This window comes from Rhizobium sp. H4, assembly GCF_003013335.1.
Lineage (GTDB): Bacteria > Pseudomonadota > Alphaproteobacteria > Rhizobiales > Rhizobiaceae > Rhizobium > Rhizobium sophoriradicis.
The window spans coordinates 85,518-104,508 of sequence record NZ_PSOW01000005.1; the positions used below are offsets into that span (position 1 = coordinate 85,518).

Consider the following 18,991-nt stretch of genomic DNA (forward strand, 5'->3'; position numbering starts at 1 on the left):
ACCATCATTGCCGGAAGTGCGGTTGGGATTCTCCCTCCAATCCATGGCAGACAAAGCCGAACTTACACCGCATCGCGGCGTTGGTTCACTATCCGCGCATCGAGCGCTTGCTATGGTTCCGGGGTCTCCACCGGCTGGTTCCAATGCGAGTTCTCGTATGCCCTTTGTCCTCCGGTTCATGCCGGAGCTCTGGAACTGGAAGAGGGAATCGATATGACCACCCAGCGCATCCGCGACTTTCTCGCAACCCGACGTCCCGACGGTCCCTGCCTCGTGGTTGACCTCGATGTCGTTCGCGACAATTTCCAGGCCTTCCGTCACGCCATGCCGGACAGCGCGATCTACTACGCCGTCAAGGCCAACCCGGCCCCTGAGGTGCTGAAGCTGCTCGCAGGTCTCGGCTCCAATTTCGATTGCGCATCCGTTGCCGAAATCGAAATGGCGCTCGACGCCGGTGCGACCGCTGCCCGCATCTCCTTCGGCAACACGATCAAGAAGGAGCGTGATGTCGCTCGCGCTCATGCGCTCGGCGTCAGCCTCTTTGCCGTCGACAGCCACGAGGAAGTCGAGAAGATCTCGCGCGCCGCTCCCGGCGCCCGTGTCTTCTGCCGGGTGCTGACCGATGGCGAAGGCGCCGAATGGCCGCTGTCGCGCAAGTTCGGCTGCGTTCCGCAGATGGCCGTCGACGTTCTCGTCTACGCCCACCAGCTCGGCCTGCAGTCCTACGGCGTCTCGTTCCATGTCGGTTCGCAGATGACCAAGGTCGATGCCTGGGATTCGGCACTCGCCGATGCGAAGCGCGTTTTCGTATCGCTTGCCAAGCAGGGCATTCACCTGCAGATGGTCAACATGGGCGGCGGCTTCCCGACGAAGTATCTGCGCGACGTTCCGTCGGCAGAGGCTTACGGCAAGTCGATCTACCAGGCGCTGCGCACGCATTTCGGCAACCAGATCCCGCAGACGATCATCGAGCCGGGCCGCGGCATGGTCGGCAATGCCGGTGTCATCAAGGCGGAAGTCGTGCTGATTTCGAAGAAGTCGGACAATGACGATGCCCGCTGGGTCTTCCTCGACATCGGCAAGTTCGGCGGTCTCGCCGAGACGATGGATGAAGCCATCCGCTATCCGATCCGCACGGAGCACGACGGCGACGAGATGGAACCCTGCGTCATCGCCGGCCCGACCTGCGATTCGGCCGACGTGCTCTACGAGAAGAAGCTCTATCCGCTGCCGATCTCCCTTTCGATCGGCGACGAGGTCCTGATCGAAGGCACCGGCGCCTACACGACGACCTATTCGGCGGTCGCTTTCAACGGCTTCGAGCCGCTGAAGGCCTACGTCATCTAAGGTTGTTTCCGCCGGCCCCGTAACCAGCCGGGGCGGCAACTTCACAATTTTCATTCATCGCCGCTGATAACGGTATTGGGTACGGGAGGCCAAGATGGCCGCTGTTCTTGATTCTGTCCGCGCATTCTTTGCGCCCACCACCTTCGCCATCGACGCCGAAAATCCCTCGGATGTCGTTGCCCGTGAAAACTTGCTCGACCGCGTCATGGGACCGGACCGCCGCAAGAAGTCGTCGGAGAAGATTCGCCGCAACCGTGTTCCGGCCGAGGGGCTGGCGCTGGTCGCGCGTGACCGCGACGGTCATGTCATCGGCACGGTGCGGCTCTGGAACGTCGAGGCCGGCGTCAATGATGCAGGCACGCCGATCAATGCGCTGCTGCTCGGTCCGCTCGCCGTGGATGGCCGTCACGGCGGCAAGGGCATTGGCGCGGCGCTGATGCGCGCGGCGATCCTGGAGGCGAAGAACCGTGGGCACGGCGCTGTCCTGCTCGTCGGCGACGCCGCCTATTACGAGCGTTTCGGCTTCTTCGCCGAAAAGGCTCGCCATCTTGTCATGCCGGGTCCGTTCGAACGCTCGCGCTTTCTGGCGCTCGAGCTCACGGAAGGCTGGCTTGACGGCGCGGCCGGCATGATCGTCCCCTCGGGGCGCATGCTGACCGGCGCGCCGGTTCGCCGCGCCGCCTGAGGCTGTGCCGATCGGCTGGCCGGGGTGGAACGTCCTTACCCCGGCCGGCAATATCCGCGCCGTTTGAGTGGAGGCAGGCGGGCCTGCCGTGGTTGCGGCGCGGATTGTCCTTTTTGGCGGCCGACGCGGCGCATGATCACCGGCGCACGCGGCAACACAATCGCGTGAAAAGTGCCGCCGGCCCGCGAAGATATCGCTGAGATATCCTATCTTGCGCCGCATGCTCCGTGTTCTCTCCTTTCTGCTTCTTTTCTCTCTGCCGCTTGCCACAACGGCGCCGGCCACTGCCCAGAGCGTAGCCCGCGCCAGCACCGGGCTTGACCCGCGTCTCGATCAGGCGGCTGATGACCTGGCGATGCGGCCGCTCAAGGTGGTGATCGTCGCGCGCGGTGGGCGGGTGCTTGCCGAACGCGGTTTCCACGGTCATTCACCGGCAGAATCGACCAATATCAAATCCGCTTCGAAGTCGATCATTTCGGCGCTGGTCGGCATCGCTATCGACAAAGGCCTGCTGAAGGGGCCGGATCAGAAGATCGCACCGATCCTGAAGGCCGATCTGCCTGAAACACCCGATCCGCGCCTCAACGACATCACCATCGGCAATCTTCTCTCCATGCAGACTGGGCTCGATCGCATGTCGGGGCCGAATTACGGCCGCTGGGTCTCCTCGCGCAACTGGGTGCGTTTTGCCCTTTCGCAGCCTTTCGTCGATCAGCCCGGTGGAGAAATGCTCTATTCCACCGCATCCACGCATCTGCTGTCGGCCATTCTCACCAAGGTCAGCGGGCGGTCGACGCTGGCCCTGGCGCAGGAATGGCTGGGTCCGGTCGACGGTTTCCGCATCGGCGCATGGGAGCGCGATCCGCAGGGCATCTATCTCGGCGGCAACCAGATGGCGATGAGCGCCCGCTCCCTGCTTGCCTTCGGCGAACTCTATCGCAACGGCGGCAAGACCGCCGAAGGCCGCCAGGTCATCCCGGCCGACTGGATCTCCCGATCGTGGCAGCATCGCACCAACTCACGCTTTTCGGGCGACGAATATGGCTATGGCTGGTTCACGCGGCAGATCGGCGGCGAGCAGGTGCATTTCGCCTGGGGTTACGGCGGGCAGATGCTCTATATCGTGCCGTCGCTCGATCTGACGGTCGTCATGACTTCGGAAGAGAGCGGTCCGTCCGCCCGAAACGGCTACCGGGATCTGCTGCACGGTCTGTTGGCTGACATCATCGGCGCGGTGCGGGCCGCCTGATTAAAGCGCCCGTGCATCTTGGACAATCAGCAGGCCGCATAACGACCGAAGCACATTTCGGAAAGATCTAGATATTTTGATCCATGGTCTCGGCGGGGATTTCGTCGGCGCGGTGGATGCGCACGACGGTGGCCGGCACGCCGGCGACCGTACAATGTTCGGGAACCGGCTTCAGCACGACGCTGCCGGCGGCGATCTTGCTGAAGGCGCCGATTTCGATATTGCCGAGGATCTTGGCGCCGGCGCCGATCATGACGCCATGGCGGATCTTCGGGTGGCGGTCACCGGTTTCCTTGCCGGTGCCGCCGAGCGTGACGCCCTGCAGGATCGATACTTCGTCCTCGATCACGGCCGTTTCGCCGATGACGATTCCCGAGCCGTGGTCGAGCATGATGGAAGCGCCGATTCGTGCGGCCGGATGAATATCGGGGCCGAAGACCAGCGAGGCGAGATTGGCGAGCCAGGTGGCGATCTCCGGCCGGCCGGCGTTCCAGAGCGCGTGGGCGACGCGGTGCGTCTGCAGCGCATGAAAGCCCTTGAGGTTGAGGAGCGCGTGCAGAAATGTCGTGCAAGCGGGATCGCGCTGGCGCACGGCTGCGAGGTCTGCCTCGACCTTCCGCATGATGTCGTCGCTCAGGGTCGACAGTATAAGATCCAACAGATTGCCGGTTTCCACCTGCGTCACGGAAAGCCGGGCGGCGATTACCCGGGCAAGGATCTCATTATTGCCGATGGCATCCGTCACCTCTGCGGCAAGCAGCCGCCGCAATATCGGCTCTCGCGCAGCAAGCTCGGCTGCCTCGGCGCGGATGGCGTTCCAAACGGACGCATCGCCCAAAGGCGGCGGCTGTTGCTCGGCTACACCGAGGCCGGTTGATTTCGGCATTGGCATTTCCTCTGTCACCTACGCGCAGGAATACCTGCGTGATTTTTCATGTTTGGCCCATGCAAAGCATTTGGCAAGATGGATTCGGGGGCCTGGCGCGTGTCCTAGTCAGACGGGTTCAAGCAGGCGTCAGTTCGGAAAACCGGCGCCAATGATAAAGCACGTCAGGCTCCTTTTCCTCATTGTCGCTGCCATCTGTCTCTTCCTCGACGGAAAAACCGTGCCGCTCGTAGAAAGCGCGGGCGCCCCTGTTGCGCTGGAACGTCCAGAGCCTGATCTCGTCCATCTCTTCCTTGGCGCAGCCGAGGAGCAGGGAACCGATACCCTTCGCCTGGAAATCCGGGAGAACGTAAAGCTGCTCAATCCAGTCATCGCCATAGGCGACGACGCCGACAAGGTCAGTTCCCATGGCGGCGCCGAGGATGGTGCAATTCGGCAGGAGATGCATGCACCAATACTGCTCTTCTTCGTCAGGCGTGTGGATATCGAGCAGCCAGGGCAGGCGCTGCCACAGGGCGGCGCGCCGAATTCTTGCCGCCGCCTGCATATGCTCGGCGCCAAGCGCCACGATCTCCGGTTCCATCACGGCATCGTCCATGACCGGCAATAGGAGTTCACGCCGAAATATCGACAACGCCACAATCGCCGGCTTCGGAGGCGAAGGCGAGCAGCTTGCCGTTTGCGCTCCAGCTCATCGCCGTGATCGCGCCCTTGCCGGGGCGGCGCAGCAGCGCTTCCTTGCTGTCGGCAATGCGTACGGCCAGAATCATGCCGTCGATGAAGCCGATGGCAAGAATGTCTTCCAACGGGTGGAATCTCACCGAGGTCGCCATGATATTGGCGCGGGTGCCGAGTTCGAGCGGCGCCTTGCCCATCGGCCCGTCCTTGCCTTGGAAGGGCCAGACGATCGCTGCGGGCGCGCCCGATGAGGCGAGCCATTTGCCTTTGATCGACCAGGAAAGCGATTTCACCTTGGCGGGATAGCCCGTCATGCGCATATGCCGGGCCTCGGCACCGGGTTTGCTGTCGAGCTTCCAGCCATGCAGGGCATTTTCCTGCATCGAGGTGACGAGGAAATTGCCATCAGGCGAGAAGGTGACGCCGGTATGCGCGCCCTTCCATTCGAGATCGACCGGTTTGGCGCTCGTGCCGACCCAATGCAGCGACACGCCGTTGTATCGGGCGGCGGCGATGCGCAGGCCCTTCGGCGCGAAGGCGAGGCCTTCAACCGTGCGCTCCTCGGGGAATTCCTTGGTGGTGCCGTCGGCGAGGCGGACGAGCGAGCTCTTGCCGTAAGAATAGGCGACGGCGCCCTGCGGGCCGGCCGCGACTTGCGAGATCCACTTGCGTGGCGCCGTTGCAAGTTCGCTGACGCTGCCATCGGCGGCAATGCGCAGAACCTTGCCGTCCTCGCCGCCGGAGATCAGGCTGTCGCTATAAGGATCGCGGATGGCGGTGAGCATGCCCTGATGGGCTTCGCAAACCTTCTCGCCGCCGTCCAGCCGGTGAAAAGTGCCGTTTGCGTTTGCGAAGAAGGGAATGTCACCTAAAAATTCGACGGCCAGAACGTGGCCGGCGAGATCAAGCGGTGCAACTGTCGGCATCAGGCGGCTGCCTCGCAGGCCTTGAAGGAGGCCTCGAGCTTTTCGCGGTCGAGATCGCGGCCGATGAAGACGAGACGGCTTTCATGTTTCTCGCCGTCCTTCCAAGGCCGCTGATGATCGCCCTCGATGATCATGTGCACGCCCTGAACGACGTAACGCTCGGGATCGTCCTTGAAGGCGATGATGCCCTTGAGACGCAGAATATTCGGGCCCTGAACCTGGGTGATCTTCTGGATCCAGGGGAAGAAGCGCTCCGGGTTCATCTCACCGCCGCGCAGCGAAACCGACTGCACCGTCACATCATGGATCGCCGACATCGCGCCATGGTGATGATGGCCGTGATCGTGATCATGATGGTGATGATCGTGATCGCAGTCCGGGCCGCAGACATGGTCGTCATGGCCGTGCTCGAGGAAATGCGGATCGTTTTCGAGCGCCCGCTCCAGGTTGAAGGCGCCCTGGTCGAGCACGCGGGCGAGGTCGACGCCCGAGCGGCTGGTCTTGTAGACCCGGGCGGCCGGGTTGATGGCGCGGACAATGTCCTCGATCACGTCAAGTTCTTCCGCCGTCACCAGGTCGCTCTTGTTGATGACGACCACGTCGGCGAAGGCGATCTGGTCTTCGGCCTCGCGGCTGTCCTTCAGGCGCAGCGGCAGGTGCTTGGCGTCGACGAGAGCGATGACGGCGTCGAGCTCGGTCTTGGCGCGCACGTCGTCATCCATGAAGAAGGTCTGGGCGACCGGCACCGGATCGGCAAGGCCCGTCGTCTCGACGATGATGCCGTCGAAGCGGCCGGGGCGGCGCATCAGGCCTTCGACGACGCGGATCAGGTCGCCGCGCACGGTGCAACAGACGCAACCATTGTTCATCTCGTAGATTTCTTCGTCCGACTCGACGATCAGGTCGTTGTCGATGCCGATCTCGCCGAATTCATTGACGATGACCGCATACTTCTTGCCGTGGTTTTCCGACAGGATGCGGTTGAGCAGCGTCGTCTTGCCGGCGCCGAGATAACCGGTGAGCACGGTAACGGGAATGGGCTTTTGGGTGGCAATCGCGTCGGTCATGGGAACCTCTAGAATTAGGCGTGCGGCCGGGCGGCTTTGGATCGGCTGCTTGAAACGGTTGGTCTCATATAATGGCATGGGTGCGGCAGTTCAAAGGGTTTTATAATGTTATAAGATCACATCATCTGCGGGCGCGGATCGGTCGCCCTCACCGGAGCTCGCCGAGGTCGAAGGCATCGACATCCTCGAGCAATTCCATCAGCCCCTTCGCTGCATGGGCAATCAGCACCTCGCCCTTTTCGGCTGTCGCGGCCGCGGCGTTGCCCGCCGCGCCTTGCGAATTGAGATCCGACATTTTCCAGCCGAAAGCGTGCGGCCCGTAGGCGCGCAGATGTTTGAAGCGTTTGGCAAATTCCGTCTGTCGCGAAGGGAAATCTGCAGCCTTCGCCATATCAACCCTGTCAGGATGAAGCGCCAGCATCACCGAGGTCTCGATATCGCCGCCATGAATGCCGATCGCCTTTTCCACGGGAGGGATCACGCCATCCGGCAGGCCGAAGCGGGTCCAGCTCGTCGCCACGGCCAGCATGGCAAAGCGGACTCGCGCCTCCGTCGCGACGATCGTCATCAGCGGCGAGTTGCCGCCATGGGCGTTCAGCATCACCAACTTGCGGATATTCTGCTTGGCAAGGCCTTCGGCGATGCCGAGCCAGCGGTGGACGGCCTCGTCGAAGGTGAGCGTCTTCGTTCCTTCAACATCCATATGCTCTATGGAGTAGCCGACCGATTCGGCCGGTAGGAAGGTGACCGGCAGGCCGGCGGGCAGGGCCGCCTTCAACCGTCCGGCAATGCCTTCGGCAATCAGCGTGTCGGTTTCGAAGGGCAGGTGAGGGCCGTGCTGCTCATGCGCGCCCAGCGGCAGCACGGCGATCGGGCAGCGCCTGCCGGCGGCGGAGGCCGGGTCGCTGTCCTCGAAGCGTGGCGAAGGCGTCATCATCCGGTCGTTGCCTCTTGTTTATGACGAGATCATGGGCAATGTCATATCGCAGCGGCGTCGGTGCTTAAAGATCAAAGGGATGGCTATGGGAAAGAAGCGTAAGGACGGCAAGAAGAGCAAGTCCAAGAAGAAGGACCAGACGGAGTATACGCTCGTCGATCTCTCGCCGGCGCTGACCCAGGCGGCTCGTTCCATGCGTACGGTGCTCTCGCGCAACCTGTTCGAAAGCGGCCTTTATGCCGGCCAGGACGGCGTCATTCTCTCGCTCGCCGAGAGTGACGGCATGACGGCGGGCGCTCTTGCCCAGAAGCTCGGCGTCAAGGCGCCGACGATGACGCGCACGATCGGCCGCATGGAAGCGCAGGGCTTTCTCGAGCGCAAGCCCGACGCCGAGGATGCGCGCCTGACCAAGGTCTATCTCACTCCGCTCGGCCGCGACAGCGTGCAGGCGATCGAGATGGCGGCGTCCGCCTGCGACAGACTGGCGACACTGGAGTTTTCAGACAAGGAAATCCGCAATCTCGTGCGTCTGCTGAAGGCGATCGACGCCAATCTGCAGGCCGAAGCGCTTCCTCTGGAGGAACCGGACGAAGAGTGAAATTTCGCAAAAAAGACGAATTGCCTCCACCTGTTAAATCTTTTAATTAAACATTTTAAGGGGCCGCACCAGTTTTCCGACGCGGTCTGCTGTCTTGCGTGCTGCCTAGGGGAGGAGGACACGTGGTCCAGAAGATCAAGCTTTCGACAATCGCCGAAACGCTCGGCATCTCAACGGCGACCGTATCGCTTGCCCTGCGCGACAGTCCGCTCGTCGCCGGCAACACGCGGGAGAAGATCAAGGAACAGGCGCGCGCGCTCGGCTATATCTACAACCGCCGTGCCGCCAGCCTGCGCACCTCGCGCTCCGGCATTATCGGCGTCGTCGTGCACGACATCATGAACCCGTTCTACGGCGAGATCCTGAAGGCGATCGAAAGCGAGCTCGATCGCAGCCGTCACACCTTCATCCTGTCCAACCACTACGACAACGTCGAAAAGCAGCGCACCTTCATCGAGACGCTGCTGCAGCTCGGCGGCGACGGCGTCATCATGTCGCCGGCGATCGGCACGCCGCCGGAAGATCTGCAGCTGGCGGAGGAAAACGGCATGCCGGCAATCCTGGTCGCCCGCTCGATGGACGGTCTGGAGCTGCCGACCTATCGCGGCGACGACAGCTACGGCATTTCGCTCGCCACCAACCACCTGATCGGCCTCGGTCACCGCTCGATCGCGATGATCGGCGGCACGGACCAGACGTCCACCGGGCGCGACCGCTACCAGGGTTATGTCAATGCGCTGCGCAAGGCCGGCATCGAAGTCGATCCGAACCTGCGCATTCCCGGCCCTCGCTCGAAGCAGGGCGGTTTCGAGGCCGCGGTGCATTTCCTCTCGCTGCCGCAGCAGCCGACGGCGGCCGTCTGCTGGAACGATCTCGTTGCCATCGGCCTGATGAACGGCATTGCGCGCGCCGGGCTGGTGCCGGGGCGCGACATTTCCGTCACCGGTTATGACGACCTCGAGGAAGCCTCGATCGCCACGCCGGCACTGACAACCGTCTGGAACGGTCAGACCGAAGTCGGCCGCCTGGCGGCGCGCGCGCTTCTCGATCGTCTTGCCGGCAGCCACGAACCTGACGGCATGCATCTAATCAAGCCGGAGATGCGCATTCGCCAGTCGACCAGTCCCCATCGGCCCCGCGCCTGAACCAAAAGCCCATCCAAGAGGAAAAGCCATGTCTCGCATCGCCATTCTCGTTCCTGGGAAGATACACGAGCGTGTTCTCGAAAGACTGAAGGATCGTTTTGAGATCATCACCGTCACCCGAGAGGAAAAGCTGGGGCTCGACGACGAGACTGCCGCCCGCATCCGCGGCGTCGCCGTCTCCGGCGCCTTTCCCGGCGCCTGGATGGATCAGCTGCCCGGTGTCGAGGTGATCGCCAGTTTCGGCGTCGGTTATGACGGTATGGACGTAAAGCGTGCAGCCGAAAAGGGTATCGTCGTCACCAATACGCCCGATGTCCTGAACGACGAGGTGGCCGATACGGCGATCGGCCTGCTTTTGAATACGATCCGCGAATTGCCGCGGGCCGAAGCGTGGCTGCGCGCGGGCAACTGGAAGCGGGGCACGGCCTATCCGCTGTCGCGTTTCTCGCTCAAAGGCCGCCATGTCGGCCTTTACGGCCTCGGCCGCATAGGCCTTGAAATCGCCAAGCGGCTGGAGCCCTTCAAGGTAAAGATCAGCTATCACACACGCTCGCGTCATGCCGATGCGCCCTATGATTATTACTCTTCATTGAGCGGGTTGGCCGAGGCGGTGGACACATTGATCGCCATCGTTCCGAAGACGCCGCAGACGCATAAGACGATCGATGCCGATATTCTGGCTTCTCTCGGTCCAAACGGTATTCTCGTCAATGTCGGCCGCGGCTGGACGGTTGATGAAGAGGCGCTGAGTGCCGCCCTTGCATCAGGCGCGCTCGGTGCGGCCGGTCTCGACGTCTTCTATCAAGAGCCGACCGTGCCGGCCACGCTGCTGGAACCGGCCAATGCCGTGCTGCTGCCCCATGTCGCCTCGGCCTCGGTGCCGACGCGCAACGCAATGGCCGATCTCGTCGCCGACAATCTGATCGCCTGGTTCGAGAAGGGATCGGCGCTGACGCCGGTGCCGGAGACGCCGCAAAAGGCCTGAGGACACGCAGCTTGCTGCCTCTTCAGGCGATTGCCTGTGCCGCGGTCGCTGGCAATTTCGCGGTGGCATAACTGCGGACGGCGTCGCCGAAGGCGGCAAACAGCCGGTTCGACATCTTGTCGGTTTCGGCCCAATATTCCGGATGCCATTGCACGCCGACGGCGAAGGCTTTGGCATCGATGACGGAAACGGCCTCCACAGTGCCGTCTTCGGCGGTGGCTTCCACCTGCAAGCGCGGCGCAGTCCTGGCGATCGCCTGGCGGTGCAGCGAGTTGACGCGGATATCACCGGGGCCGAGGATGCCGGCAATGCAGGAACCTTCCTTGACGTGGACGGTCTGGCGGATGGCGTACATGCCGTCACGGTCGACGCCTTCCGGCCGGCGGTGGTCCCAGATGCCGGGCTGTTCGTGGATCTCGCTTGCCAGCGAGCCGCCGAGAGCGACGTTCAGCTCCTGAATGCCGCGGCAGATGGCGAGCAGCGGGATGGCGCGGTCGATGGCGCGGCGGATGAGCGGCAGGCTTGTGGCGTCGCGGGCGGGATCGAAGGGGCCGTCCCTGTCGTTCGCCTCGGCGCCGTAAAGCGAAGGATGCACATTGCTGGCCGAGCCCGATACCAGCAGACCATCGACGCGGTCGAGGATTGCGTCGGTGTCGTAGCCCGCTTCGAAAGCCGGGATGACAAAGGCCATGACGCCGGCTGCATTCAATGCGGCACTGAGATATTGATGCTGCACGGCGTGCCAGGTCGCGCCGTCGAAGCTGCGAATATCGGCAGGAATGGCAACGATCGGTTTCGTCATGTTCGCCCCGGTGAAATCTTCTGCTTGTCGTTTTTGCCGCCAGAATGGCCGCGAAGTCAACGTTTGGCTGCAACTGGCGGCCGATTTCCGCCAGCGCCTTGCCGTGGCGTCTGGTCTCGCGGCTAAGCTGCTGATTTTGATGGGTGCCTGCCTGTTGCCTTATTGCCGACTTGATGCCAAAGGCTAATAGACTAAAGCTTGAATCGCGGCCCTCGCCATGCTTAGCTCTGCCCTCGCTGCGGGTAGGGGTGAAGATTGGCCGCGCAGTGCCATCTATACGGGAGGTTTTTGATGGATCGTCGTTCGTTTTTCAAGAAGGCGGGAACCGCCGGGGCCGGCGCGGTTGCCGCAACGGCATTGGCAGCGCCTGCGATCGCGCAGGAGAATCCGAAGATCGCGTGGCGCATGACGTCGTCGTTTCCGAAGAGCTTGGACACGATCTATGGCGGTGCCGAAGACATCGCCAAGCATGTCGCCGCCGCAACGGACGGCAATTTCACCATCCAGCCTTTCGCGGCCGGTGAAGTCGTGCCGGGACTTCAGGCCGTCGATGCGGTGGCTGCCGGTACGGTCGAGGCAGCCCACACCACCTCCTATTATTTCGTCGGAAAGGATCCGACCTACGCCATCGGAACGGCCATTCCGTTCGGGCTCAACAGCCGCCTGACCAATGCCTGGTTTAATGACGGCAACGGCAACAAGCTGATGAACGAGTTTTATGCCACGCAGGGCATGTATGCTTTGCCGGCCGGCAATACCGGTGCCCAGATGGGCGGCTGGTTCCGCAAGGAAATCAACACGCTCGACGACCTCAAGGGCGTCAAGATGCGCATCGCCGGCCTTGCCGGCCGCGTCATGGAGAAGGTCGGCGTCATCCCGCAGCAGATCGCCGGCGGCGACATCTATCCGGCGCTCGAAAAGGGCACGATCGATGCGGCGGAATTCGTCGGTCCCTATGACGATCTGAAGCTCGGCTTCCACAAGGTGGCGAAATATTACTATTATCCGGGCTGGTGGGAAGGCGGCCCGACGGTGCATGCGTTCTTCAACCTCGACAAATGGAGCAACCTGCCGAAGCACTACCAGGCAGCGCTCACCGACGCCTGCGCCTTCGCCAACACCAACATGCTGGCGAAATACGACACGAAGAACCCGACGGCGCTGAAGCAGCTCGTGGCCGAAGGCGCAACGCTGCGTCCGTTTAGCCAGGAAATCATGGAAGCCTGCTTCCAGGCGGCTATGGGCATTTACGGCGAAATCTCGGCCAACAACCAGTATTTCAAGAAGATCTACGACGATCAGACCGCCTTCAAGCGCGACGCCTATCTGTGGATGCAGCTTTCGGAATACACCTTCGATACGTTCATGATGATCCAGCAGCGGGCCGGCAAGCTCTGAGCGCTCCCATCCGCGCATCAAACGCATACGAAAACCCCGGATCGCTTGGTCCGGGGTTTTGTTTTGGCCCTGCTATTTGGGGTTATTTCGCAGGTGGCGGCGGGGCTCCCGGCAAGCCGAGCGGCGGCAGGTTCAGGCCTGGGATCTGTGGTGCGCCATTGCCGCCGCCGCCCACCGGCGGCAGGCCGAGCTGGCCGCCGAAGCCAGGCACTTCGATCTTGATCGAGTTCGGGTCGACCTTCGGGCCATGGTCCAGCCAGTAGGTGACCGATTGCGGCCAGAAGATCACGATCGCCACCAGGATCAGCTGCATGCCGACCCAGGGCAGCGCGCCCATGTAGATATCCGAGGTCTTGACCTCCTTGCCGGCGATCGAGCGCAGGTAGAAGAGCGCGAAGCCGAAGGGCGGATGCATGAAGCTTGTCTGCATGTTGACGCAGATCAGCACGCCGAACCAGATCAGGTCGATGCCGAGACTGGAGGCGACGGGGGCAAGCATCGGGATGACGATGAAGGCGATTTCGAAGAAATCGAGGAAGAAGGCCAGCACGAAGATGAAGATGTTGACGAAGATCAGGAAGCCGACCGGACCGCCCGGGATGCCCGACAACATGTGCTCGATCCAGCGCGAACCGTCCATGCCCTGGAAGACCAGGCTGAAACAGGTGGAGCCGATCAGGATCATCACTACCATCGAGGTGATGTGGGTGGTCGACGTCATCGCTTCGCGGATCAGCGGCCAGGTGAGACGTCGATTCATCGCGGCGAGCGCCATGGCGCCGACGACTCCGAGCGCGCCGGCTTCCGTCGGCGTCGCAAGGCCCATGAAGATCGTGCCGAGCACCAGGAAGATCAGCACGATCGAGGGCACCATGCCCATCAGTACTTTTGCCAGCAGCGCCCAGTTGAAGTCGCCGCGCACCTCCTTCGGCAGCGGCGGCATCGATTTTGGCCTGATGATCGACATCACCAGGATGAAGAGCACGAAGATCGACACCTGCAGGATCGAGGGGCCGATCGCGCCGAGATACATGTCGCCGACCGATCTGCCGAGCTGGTCGGCGAGGACGACGAGCACGAGCGAGGGCGGGATCACCTGGGTGATGGTGCCGGAGGCGGCGATGACGCCGGTGGCAAGGCGCGGGCTGTAGCCGTAGCGCAGCATGATCGGCAGCGAGATCACGCCCATGGTGATGACGGAGGCGGCCACCGTGCCAGTGATGGCGCCGAGCACGGCGCCGACCAGGATGACGGCATAGGCCAGACCGCCGGGAATGCCGCCAAAGAGCTTGCCGGTGCCTTCGAGCAGATCCTCGGCAAGGCCGCAGCGTTCCAGCACCGCGCCCATGAAGGTGAAGAAGGGAATGGCGAGCAGCAGGTCGTTGGAGACGATGCCGAAAAAGCGCAGCGGCAGCGCTTGCAGAAAGGCTTCGCTGAAATGGCCAGTGGCGATGCCGATGATGCCGAAGAACAGGCCGACGGCGGCGAGCGAAAAGGCGACCGGAAAGCCGTAGAGCATGAAGATGACCATGCCCAGGAACATGGCCGGCGGAATAATGCCGAAATCAAACAAATCCGTTCCTCCCGGGCGCTATTGCAGCGGCTTTTCGTATTTCGTGTCGATGCTGATCTGGCCGGTGAGGGCGGCGATCCGCTTGATCAGCTCGGAAACGCCCTGAAGGGACAGCAGTGCGAAGCCTGCGACCAGGATCAGCTTGACGGGCCAGCGGATCAGTCCGCCGGCGTTGCCCGATATTTCCCCCTGCGTGTAAGACAGCGCGAAGAATGGCCAGCAGAGCCAGGTGAGGAAGATGCAGACGGGGATGAGGAACAGGATGAGGCCGACGATGTCGATCCAGATCTTCGCCTTGTCTGACACGGCGCCGTAGATCAGGTCGACGCGGACATGCTCATTGTTGCGCAGCGCATGCGAGGCGCCGAGCATGACGACGAAGGCGAAGAGATACCACTGGATTTCCAGCCAGCCGTTCGAACTGTAGTTGAAGGCATAACGTACGATGGCATTTCCGGCGCTGATCAGACAACAGAACAGCACCATATATTCGGAAAGTTTGCCCATGATCCGGCTGAGCGAATCGATCAGCCGGCTTGCCGCCAGAAGTCCCGACATTCGTTTCCCTTATTCTTGTCCTGCCGTTATTTCGGCAGCTTTCCCTCTTTGAAGTCGGTGTAGACTACGGCCTTTGAAATTGGAAGGATAAATGCCGTGCATAGGCGCATAGTCGTACAGCGCCTGCCCTCGTCCTCGCGCGCGCGGGCTCTTCCGAAAACGATTCCGATTTTCGGCATCAAGATGGCCGGTCCGCATGATCGGCACATTTTCTGACAACCTAGGCGTGGATGATTTTTTCAAAGAACTCGCGATAAGGCTGCAATATCACCCCGTGGCTGTGATGCTCATCCTGGGGTTTTAGAAAATTTGCCCAAATGTTTGATTCGATTGAAATCAATTTTTAAAGGGTTGCCACTAGAATTCCCGCGCACAGGGAAAGTGTGGATGAAGCCAGATAGCCCGAACAGGGTCCCTTTAGATGTGTATCTGTCGTTTGTGAGTTCCCTTTCCGGGAACCGCATGACGCTTCTTGCTGGCGTAATCGTCCATGTGGCGACATGCCTTGCCGTCGCCGCCAAGACACAGTCTTCCGTCTACATTCTCCTCTCAGCCGCCTTCCTTCTGGTCTTCAACGTGCGCATGGCCATCTTCCGGCAGTTTGACCGCGTCGACAAGGAGAGGCTGTCGCACGCCGGAATCGAGCGTTGGGAGCGGATTCTGGTTGCCGGTGCTGCCTGCACCACAGCATTGCTCGGCATCGCCAGCGGCTACGCGATCTTCGTCGTACGCGATTCCTTTGCCGAGCTTGCCTGCATTGCCGTCACTATGGCAACCATGGTTTCGGTCGTCGGCCGCAACTACGGTTCGCGCCTCGCGGTCGACCTTCAGACGTTCTCCTGTTGCCTGCCGATGATAATCTGCAGCCTGTTGGCGCTGGATTTCTACCGCGGTCTACTGTCGATCTTCCTTATTCCCTTCTGGCTGACGACGCGGGCAATGGCGAATGGCGTGCGCGATTTCCTATACGAGAACGTGATTGCGCGTCGGGAAATCACCATGATCGCCGACCGTTTCGATACGGCGCTCAACAACATGCCGCACGGCTTGGTCATGGTGGATATGGAAAACCGCATTCAGGTCGTCAACCGCAAGGCCTGCGAGCTTTTGAAGATCGGTGCGCCGGAGCGGCTGAAGGACCGCGATCTCGGCGCCGTGCTGCGTTATGGCGCGCGTTACAGCTTTATGGATGCCTCGCAGCCGGAGCTCATCCTGCGCCAGCTCACCCAGGTCGCCGACGGCAACCTGTCACGTACGCTCATTCATTTCCCTGAGAACCTGTCGCTCGAATTCTCCGCCAGCCGCAGGGCCGACGGCGGCGCCGTTCTGATCTTCGAAGACGTGTCGAGCCGGGTGAAGGCGGAGCAGAAGATCATGCACATGGTCCGCTTCGATGCGCTGACCGGTCTGCCGAACCGCGAATATTTCGGGCAGCTGGTCCAGGAATATCTCGCCAGGCACCCGCGCAAATCAGGACCGCTCGGCTTCATGGTTCTCGATATCGACGAGTTCAAACATGTCAACGACATGCGTGGTCACGTCACCGGCGACCATCTGCTTTGCGCCATCGCCGCCCGTATCAAGCAGGCTTGCGGCAATGCCATCCTCGGCCGGTTGATGGGCGATCAGTTCATCCTGTTCTTCCCGCATGCGAAGGAGCCCACATCGCTCGAGCTCTCGATTCGCCGCGTGCACGCTGCGATCCAGGGCCATTACGAGGTCGACGAGCTGACCTTCCTCGTGTCGCTCAGCGCCGGCTACGCGGTCCTCGAAAGTTCGGCCTTTGCAATGGACGAGTGGAGCGTCAAGGCGGATCTTGCCCTGTTCGAAAGCAAGTCCCGCCTCAAGGGCGGCATTTCAGGATTCGAGCGCGAGATGGACGGGCGCTATATCGAGCAGCAGAAGCTGAAGGCTGACCTGCGCGAAGCGGTTTCGGCGCAGGCGCTGCACCTCGTCTTCCAGCCGATGTTCCGGGCCGATGGCGCACGGATCGAATGCGCCGAAGCGCTGGCCCGCTGGGTGCATCCGGAGAAGGGCTCGATTCCGCCCGACGTATTCATCCGGCTGGCCGAAGAGATGGGCATTATCTCCGACATCACCCGTTTCGTCCTGTTCAAGGCCTGCAGCGAGTGCATGAGCTGGCCGGACCATATCGCCGTCTCGGTCAACCTCTCGGCGCGTGACTTGCGTGATGCCGATATTCTCTCGGTTGTCGCCGATGCGCTTGCTCATTCCGGTCTCGATGCGGCGCGGCTGCATCTCGAAGTCACCGAAAGCTGCCTGATCGACGAGCCGCAGGCCGTGCGCGCCATCCTGGCGGAACTGAGGGCCCGCGGCATCACCATCGCCATCGACGATTTCGGCACCGGTTTCTCCAGCCTCAGCTATCTCGACACGCTGCCGCTCGATATCGTCAAGATCGACCGTTCCTTCGTGCGCAACATCGTCGAGGATACCCGCCGTCTCAAGCTGTTGCGCGGCACAGTCCATCTCGCCCGCGAACTCGGCCTGAAGATCGTCATCGAGGGCGTCGAGACCGAGGAGCAGCTCGCGCTGCTCAACAAGCACCGCAGCACCGATCTGGTGCAGGGCTATGTTTTCTCGCAGCCGGTGCCCTCCCAAAACATCCCGCTGCTGCAGCAGGGCATCGGCCGCCGCCCTGTGCAACGTCGCCGCAATAAGGTCGCCTGAGCGCTCTGTGAGCGCCAATTCTTCCACTGACAATCCGCCGCACCGTTAACCTTAATAGTTTATTTACGGCCCGAATTATCGGATTTCCTTGCCTAAATTTCACCAGCGTATGATTAATGATCCGTTAACGAGCGGATCGAGAGAATGTCAGAGACACTGTTCAAGCGTAATGATTTCAGCACGAAAATTTTGGATATTTTTGATCATGTCGAATATCGCCGCGTCGAAAGCAGCGAAGACATGGAACAGGTGGAACGCCTGCGTTACAAGGCTTACAAGGCCCATGACGTCCTGGCGCTCGCTCCGAAAGGGCTGCTTGATGACAGCGATTTCGACAGCCACGCCTATATTTTCGGGTTGTACTATTATGGTGAGCTGATCAGCACGATCCGAGTTCATTATGTGACACCCGAGCATCGTCTCAGCCAGTCCGGTGGCGCTTTTCCTGAGGCGATGGACGAACTCCTGGACGCCGGGCTGACGTTGATTGATCCGGCGCGTTTCGCGGCTGACCCGGAACTCACCGCGGATCTGCCCTGGGTTCCCTACCTGACGCTGAGACCCACCATCGTTGCGGCAGCTTATTTCCGCGCAGACCGCGTGCTTCAGTTTGTTCGACCGCCGCATGCAGCTTTCTATAAGCGGGTCTTCTATGCCGACACGATCGTCCCCGGCCGGCTGGCGAAGAATTACGGGATCGACATGACGCTGATGGCGACGAATGTGGTCGAGGTCGGGCGCAAGCTGTTGACGCGCTACCCCTTCTTCATCTCCAGCGCCAGCGAGCAGCGCATGATGTTCTCGCGCAATCCCAACGACACGTTGCCGCCGCTCACCATTATTCCGACGGCGCGTTTCGTGCCGCCGGGTGAACTCGGCACGGACCTGCCGCTCTGATTTCTCCTGCCGCCGGGCGGGGCGACATAGGGGCGATGACAAGATCCGCAGCCGATGTCCCGCCATGCTCTTTCCTTCGTGGGAGATGGGTGGTTTGGAACCGTGGCTGCGGCATTCTCATGCATTGCGCTTTCGCCTGTCATTGTGTAATTCCTGCAAGCAAGAATTCCCTCGGTCTAAGCGGGGGAATCAGGCAGCGCAGAGGCATTTCAGGGAGACGATATTTATGGCCGAACATCATACCGGACCGGTCGAGACCGGCGCGCCGATGGATTACAGGGAACATGAAAAAACCTACGACATGTTCATCGCGGCCACGAAGTACGGCTCGATGCTTCTGATTGTCCTCCTGCTTGCGATGACTGCCGGTTTCTTCGGCGGCGCCGGCCTTCTCGGCGGTCTCTTCGTCTTCATCATTCTTCTCGCTGCCGGCATCTTCCTGGTCCGCTGATTGCGGTAAGGGGAGGAGGGGGCTTTTCCGCAGCTTTGTGACTGAGGCGCGTCGCGATCGTTCAGATTCGCTCCTCGCGCTTCAGGTCTTTATTTTCTCGCACGTCGTTATCGCAGAA

At 61.5% G+C, this 18,991-nt stretch carries 19 protein-coding genes; 11 read left to right on the forward strand and 8 right to left on the reverse strand.

All coding sequences use genetic code 11. The annotated features are described in order from the left end of the window. Positions 1-213: 213 nt before the first annotated feature. The 3 genes from odc2 (at position 214) to C4N04_RS09265 (ending at position 3,281) form a co-directional block, all read left to right on the forward strand. Positions 214-1,347: an ornithine/lysine decarboxylase gene (odc2, locus tag C4N04_RS09255; protein ID WP_009994341.1), complete on the forward strand. Its 1,134-nt coding sequence runs from the start codon at positions 214-216 to the stop codon at positions 1,345-1,347. Positions 1,348-1,441: 94 nt separating this feature from the next. Beyond that, complete coding sequence (locus C4N04_RS09260) at positions 1,442-2,032, forward strand: N-acetyltransferase (protein WP_106795917.1); 591 nt, start codon at positions 1,442-1,444, stop codon at positions 2,030-2,032. Between the two features lie 220 nt (positions 2,033-2,252). After that, the gene (locus C4N04_RS09265) at positions 2,253-3,281 is read left to right on the forward strand and encodes a serine hydrolase (RefSeq protein WP_179363866.1); all 1,029 of its coding nucleotides are present in this window, start codon (positions 2,253-2,255) and stop codon (positions 3,279-3,281) included. Between the two features lie 67 nt (positions 3,282-3,348). Here C4N04_RS09265 and cysE read toward each other — a convergent pair whose 3' ends face one another. The 5 genes from cysE to C4N04_RS09290 form a co-directional block, all read right to left on the reverse strand. Further along, on the reverse strand, positions 3,349-4,167 hold the full coding sequence (gene cysE / locus C4N04_RS09270; RefSeq protein WP_106795918.1) for a serine O-acetyltransferase: 819 nt from the start codon (positions 4,165-4,167) through the stop codon (positions 3,349-3,351). 118 nt (positions 4,168-4,285) lie between these two features. Beyond that, a complete protein-coding gene (locus C4N04_RS09275) occupies positions 4,286-4,765 on the reverse strand; it encodes a GNAT family N-acetyltransferase (protein WP_096763706.1) in 480 nt (159 codons plus the stop codon). A 16-nt stretch (positions 4,766-4,781) separates the two neighbouring features. Then, positions 4,782-5,771 carry a WD40 repeat domain-containing protein gene (locus tag C4N04_RS09280; protein ID WP_096763705.1) on the reverse strand — a complete coding sequence of 330 codons (990 nt, stop codon included), beginning with the start codon at positions 5,769-5,771 and terminating at the stop codon, positions 4,782-4,784. Beyond that, positions 5,771-6,838: a GTP-binding protein gene (locus C4N04_RS09285; protein WP_106795919.1), complete on the reverse strand. Its 1,068-nt coding sequence runs from the start codon at positions 6,836-6,838 to the stop codon at positions 5,771-5,773. Before C4N04_RS09285 ends, C4N04_RS09280 begins: the two co-directional genes overlap by 1 nt. A gap of 148 nt (positions 6,839-6,986) precedes the next feature. Continuing rightward, entirely contained in the window at positions 6,987-7,775 is a 789-nt protein-coding gene (locus C4N04_RS09290) for a creatininase family protein (protein ID WP_077990721.1), read from the reverse strand. Positions 7,776-7,860: 85 nt separating this feature from the next. On the opposite strand from C4N04_RS09290, the gene C4N04_RS09295 reads away from it, so the two are divergent. The 3 genes from C4N04_RS09295 to C4N04_RS09305 all read left to right on the forward strand — a co-directional run bounded on the left by C4N04_RS09295 (position 7,861) and on the right by C4N04_RS09305 (position 10,503). Continuing rightward, positions 7,861-8,373 (forward strand): MarR family transcriptional regulator, encoded by a 513-nt coding sequence (locus tag C4N04_RS09295; RefSeq protein WP_009993768.1) that lies wholly within the window; start codon positions 7,861-7,863, stop codon positions 8,371-8,373. Between the two features lie 122 nt (positions 8,374-8,495). Then, positions 8,496-9,518 carry a LacI family DNA-binding transcriptional regulator gene (locus tag C4N04_RS09300; protein ID WP_029532233.1) on the forward strand — a complete coding sequence of 341 codons (1,023 nt, stop codon included), beginning with the start codon at positions 8,496-8,498 and terminating at the stop codon, positions 9,516-9,518. A gap of 28 nt (positions 9,519-9,546) precedes the next feature. Further along, positions 9,547-10,503 carry a 2-hydroxyacid dehydrogenase gene (locus C4N04_RS09305; protein ID WP_096763702.1) on the forward strand — a complete coding sequence of 319 codons (957 nt, stop codon included), beginning with the start codon at positions 9,547-9,549 and terminating at the stop codon, positions 10,501-10,503. A gap of 22 nt (positions 10,504-10,525) precedes the next feature. On the opposite strand, the gene C4N04_RS09310 is transcribed toward C4N04_RS09305, so the two are convergent. Further along, complete coding sequence (locus C4N04_RS09310; protein ID WP_077990718.1) at positions 10,526-11,305, reverse strand: gamma-glutamyl-gamma-aminobutyrate hydrolase family protein; 780 nt, start codon at positions 11,303-11,305, stop codon at positions 10,526-10,528. Between C4N04_RS09310 and C4N04_RS09315 the strand changes: the two genes are divergently transcribed. Both C4N04_RS09315 and C4N04_RS09320 read left to right on the forward strand, forming a co-directional pair. Next, complete coding sequence (locus tag C4N04_RS09315; RefSeq protein WP_125461989.1) at positions 11,283-11,492, forward strand: hypothetical protein; 210 nt, start codon at positions 11,283-11,285, stop codon at positions 11,490-11,492. The two genes, C4N04_RS09310 and C4N04_RS09315, sit on opposite strands and share 23 nt — an antisense overlap. A 104-nt stretch (positions 11,493-11,596) precedes the next feature. Further along, a complete protein-coding gene (locus C4N04_RS09320) occupies positions 11,597-12,703 on the forward strand; it encodes a TRAP transporter substrate-binding protein (protein WP_039622275.1) in 1,107 nt (368 codons plus the stop codon). 82 nt (positions 12,704-12,785) lie between these two features. Here the strand turns inward: C4N04_RS09320 and C4N04_RS09325 are convergent, their stop codons facing one another. Beyond that, entirely contained in the window at positions 12,786-14,276 is a 1,491-nt protein-coding gene (locus tag C4N04_RS09325) for a TRAP transporter large permease subunit (RefSeq protein ID WP_077990713.1), read from the reverse strand. Between the two features lie 18 nt (positions 14,277-14,294). After that, positions 14,295-14,834: a TRAP transporter small permease subunit gene (locus C4N04_RS09330; protein WP_039622271.1), complete on the reverse strand. Its 540-nt coding sequence runs from the start codon at positions 14,832-14,834 to the stop codon at positions 14,295-14,297. A gap of 387 nt (positions 14,835-15,221) precedes the next feature. Here C4N04_RS09330 and C4N04_RS09335 point away from each other — a divergent pair, with 387 nt between their 5' ends. From C4N04_RS09335 to C4N04_RS09345, 3 genes are all read left to right on the forward strand, one after another. Further along, on the forward strand, positions 15,222-17,525 hold the full coding sequence (locus C4N04_RS09335; protein WP_077990712.1) for an EAL domain-containing protein: 2,304 nt from the start codon (positions 15,222-15,224) through the stop codon (positions 17,523-17,525). 144 nt (positions 17,526-17,669) lie between these two features. After that, complete coding sequence (locus C4N04_RS09340; RefSeq protein WP_106795920.1) at positions 17,670-18,422, forward strand: hypothetical protein; 753 nt, start codon at positions 17,670-17,672, stop codon at positions 18,420-18,422. A 226-nt stretch (positions 18,423-18,648) separates the two neighbouring features. Further along, complete coding sequence (locus C4N04_RS09345) at positions 18,649-18,873, forward strand: aa3-type cytochrome c oxidase subunit IV (RefSeq protein ID WP_038691333.1); 225 nt, start codon at positions 18,649-18,651, stop codon at positions 18,871-18,873. Positions 18,874-18,991 lie beyond the last annotated feature (118 nt).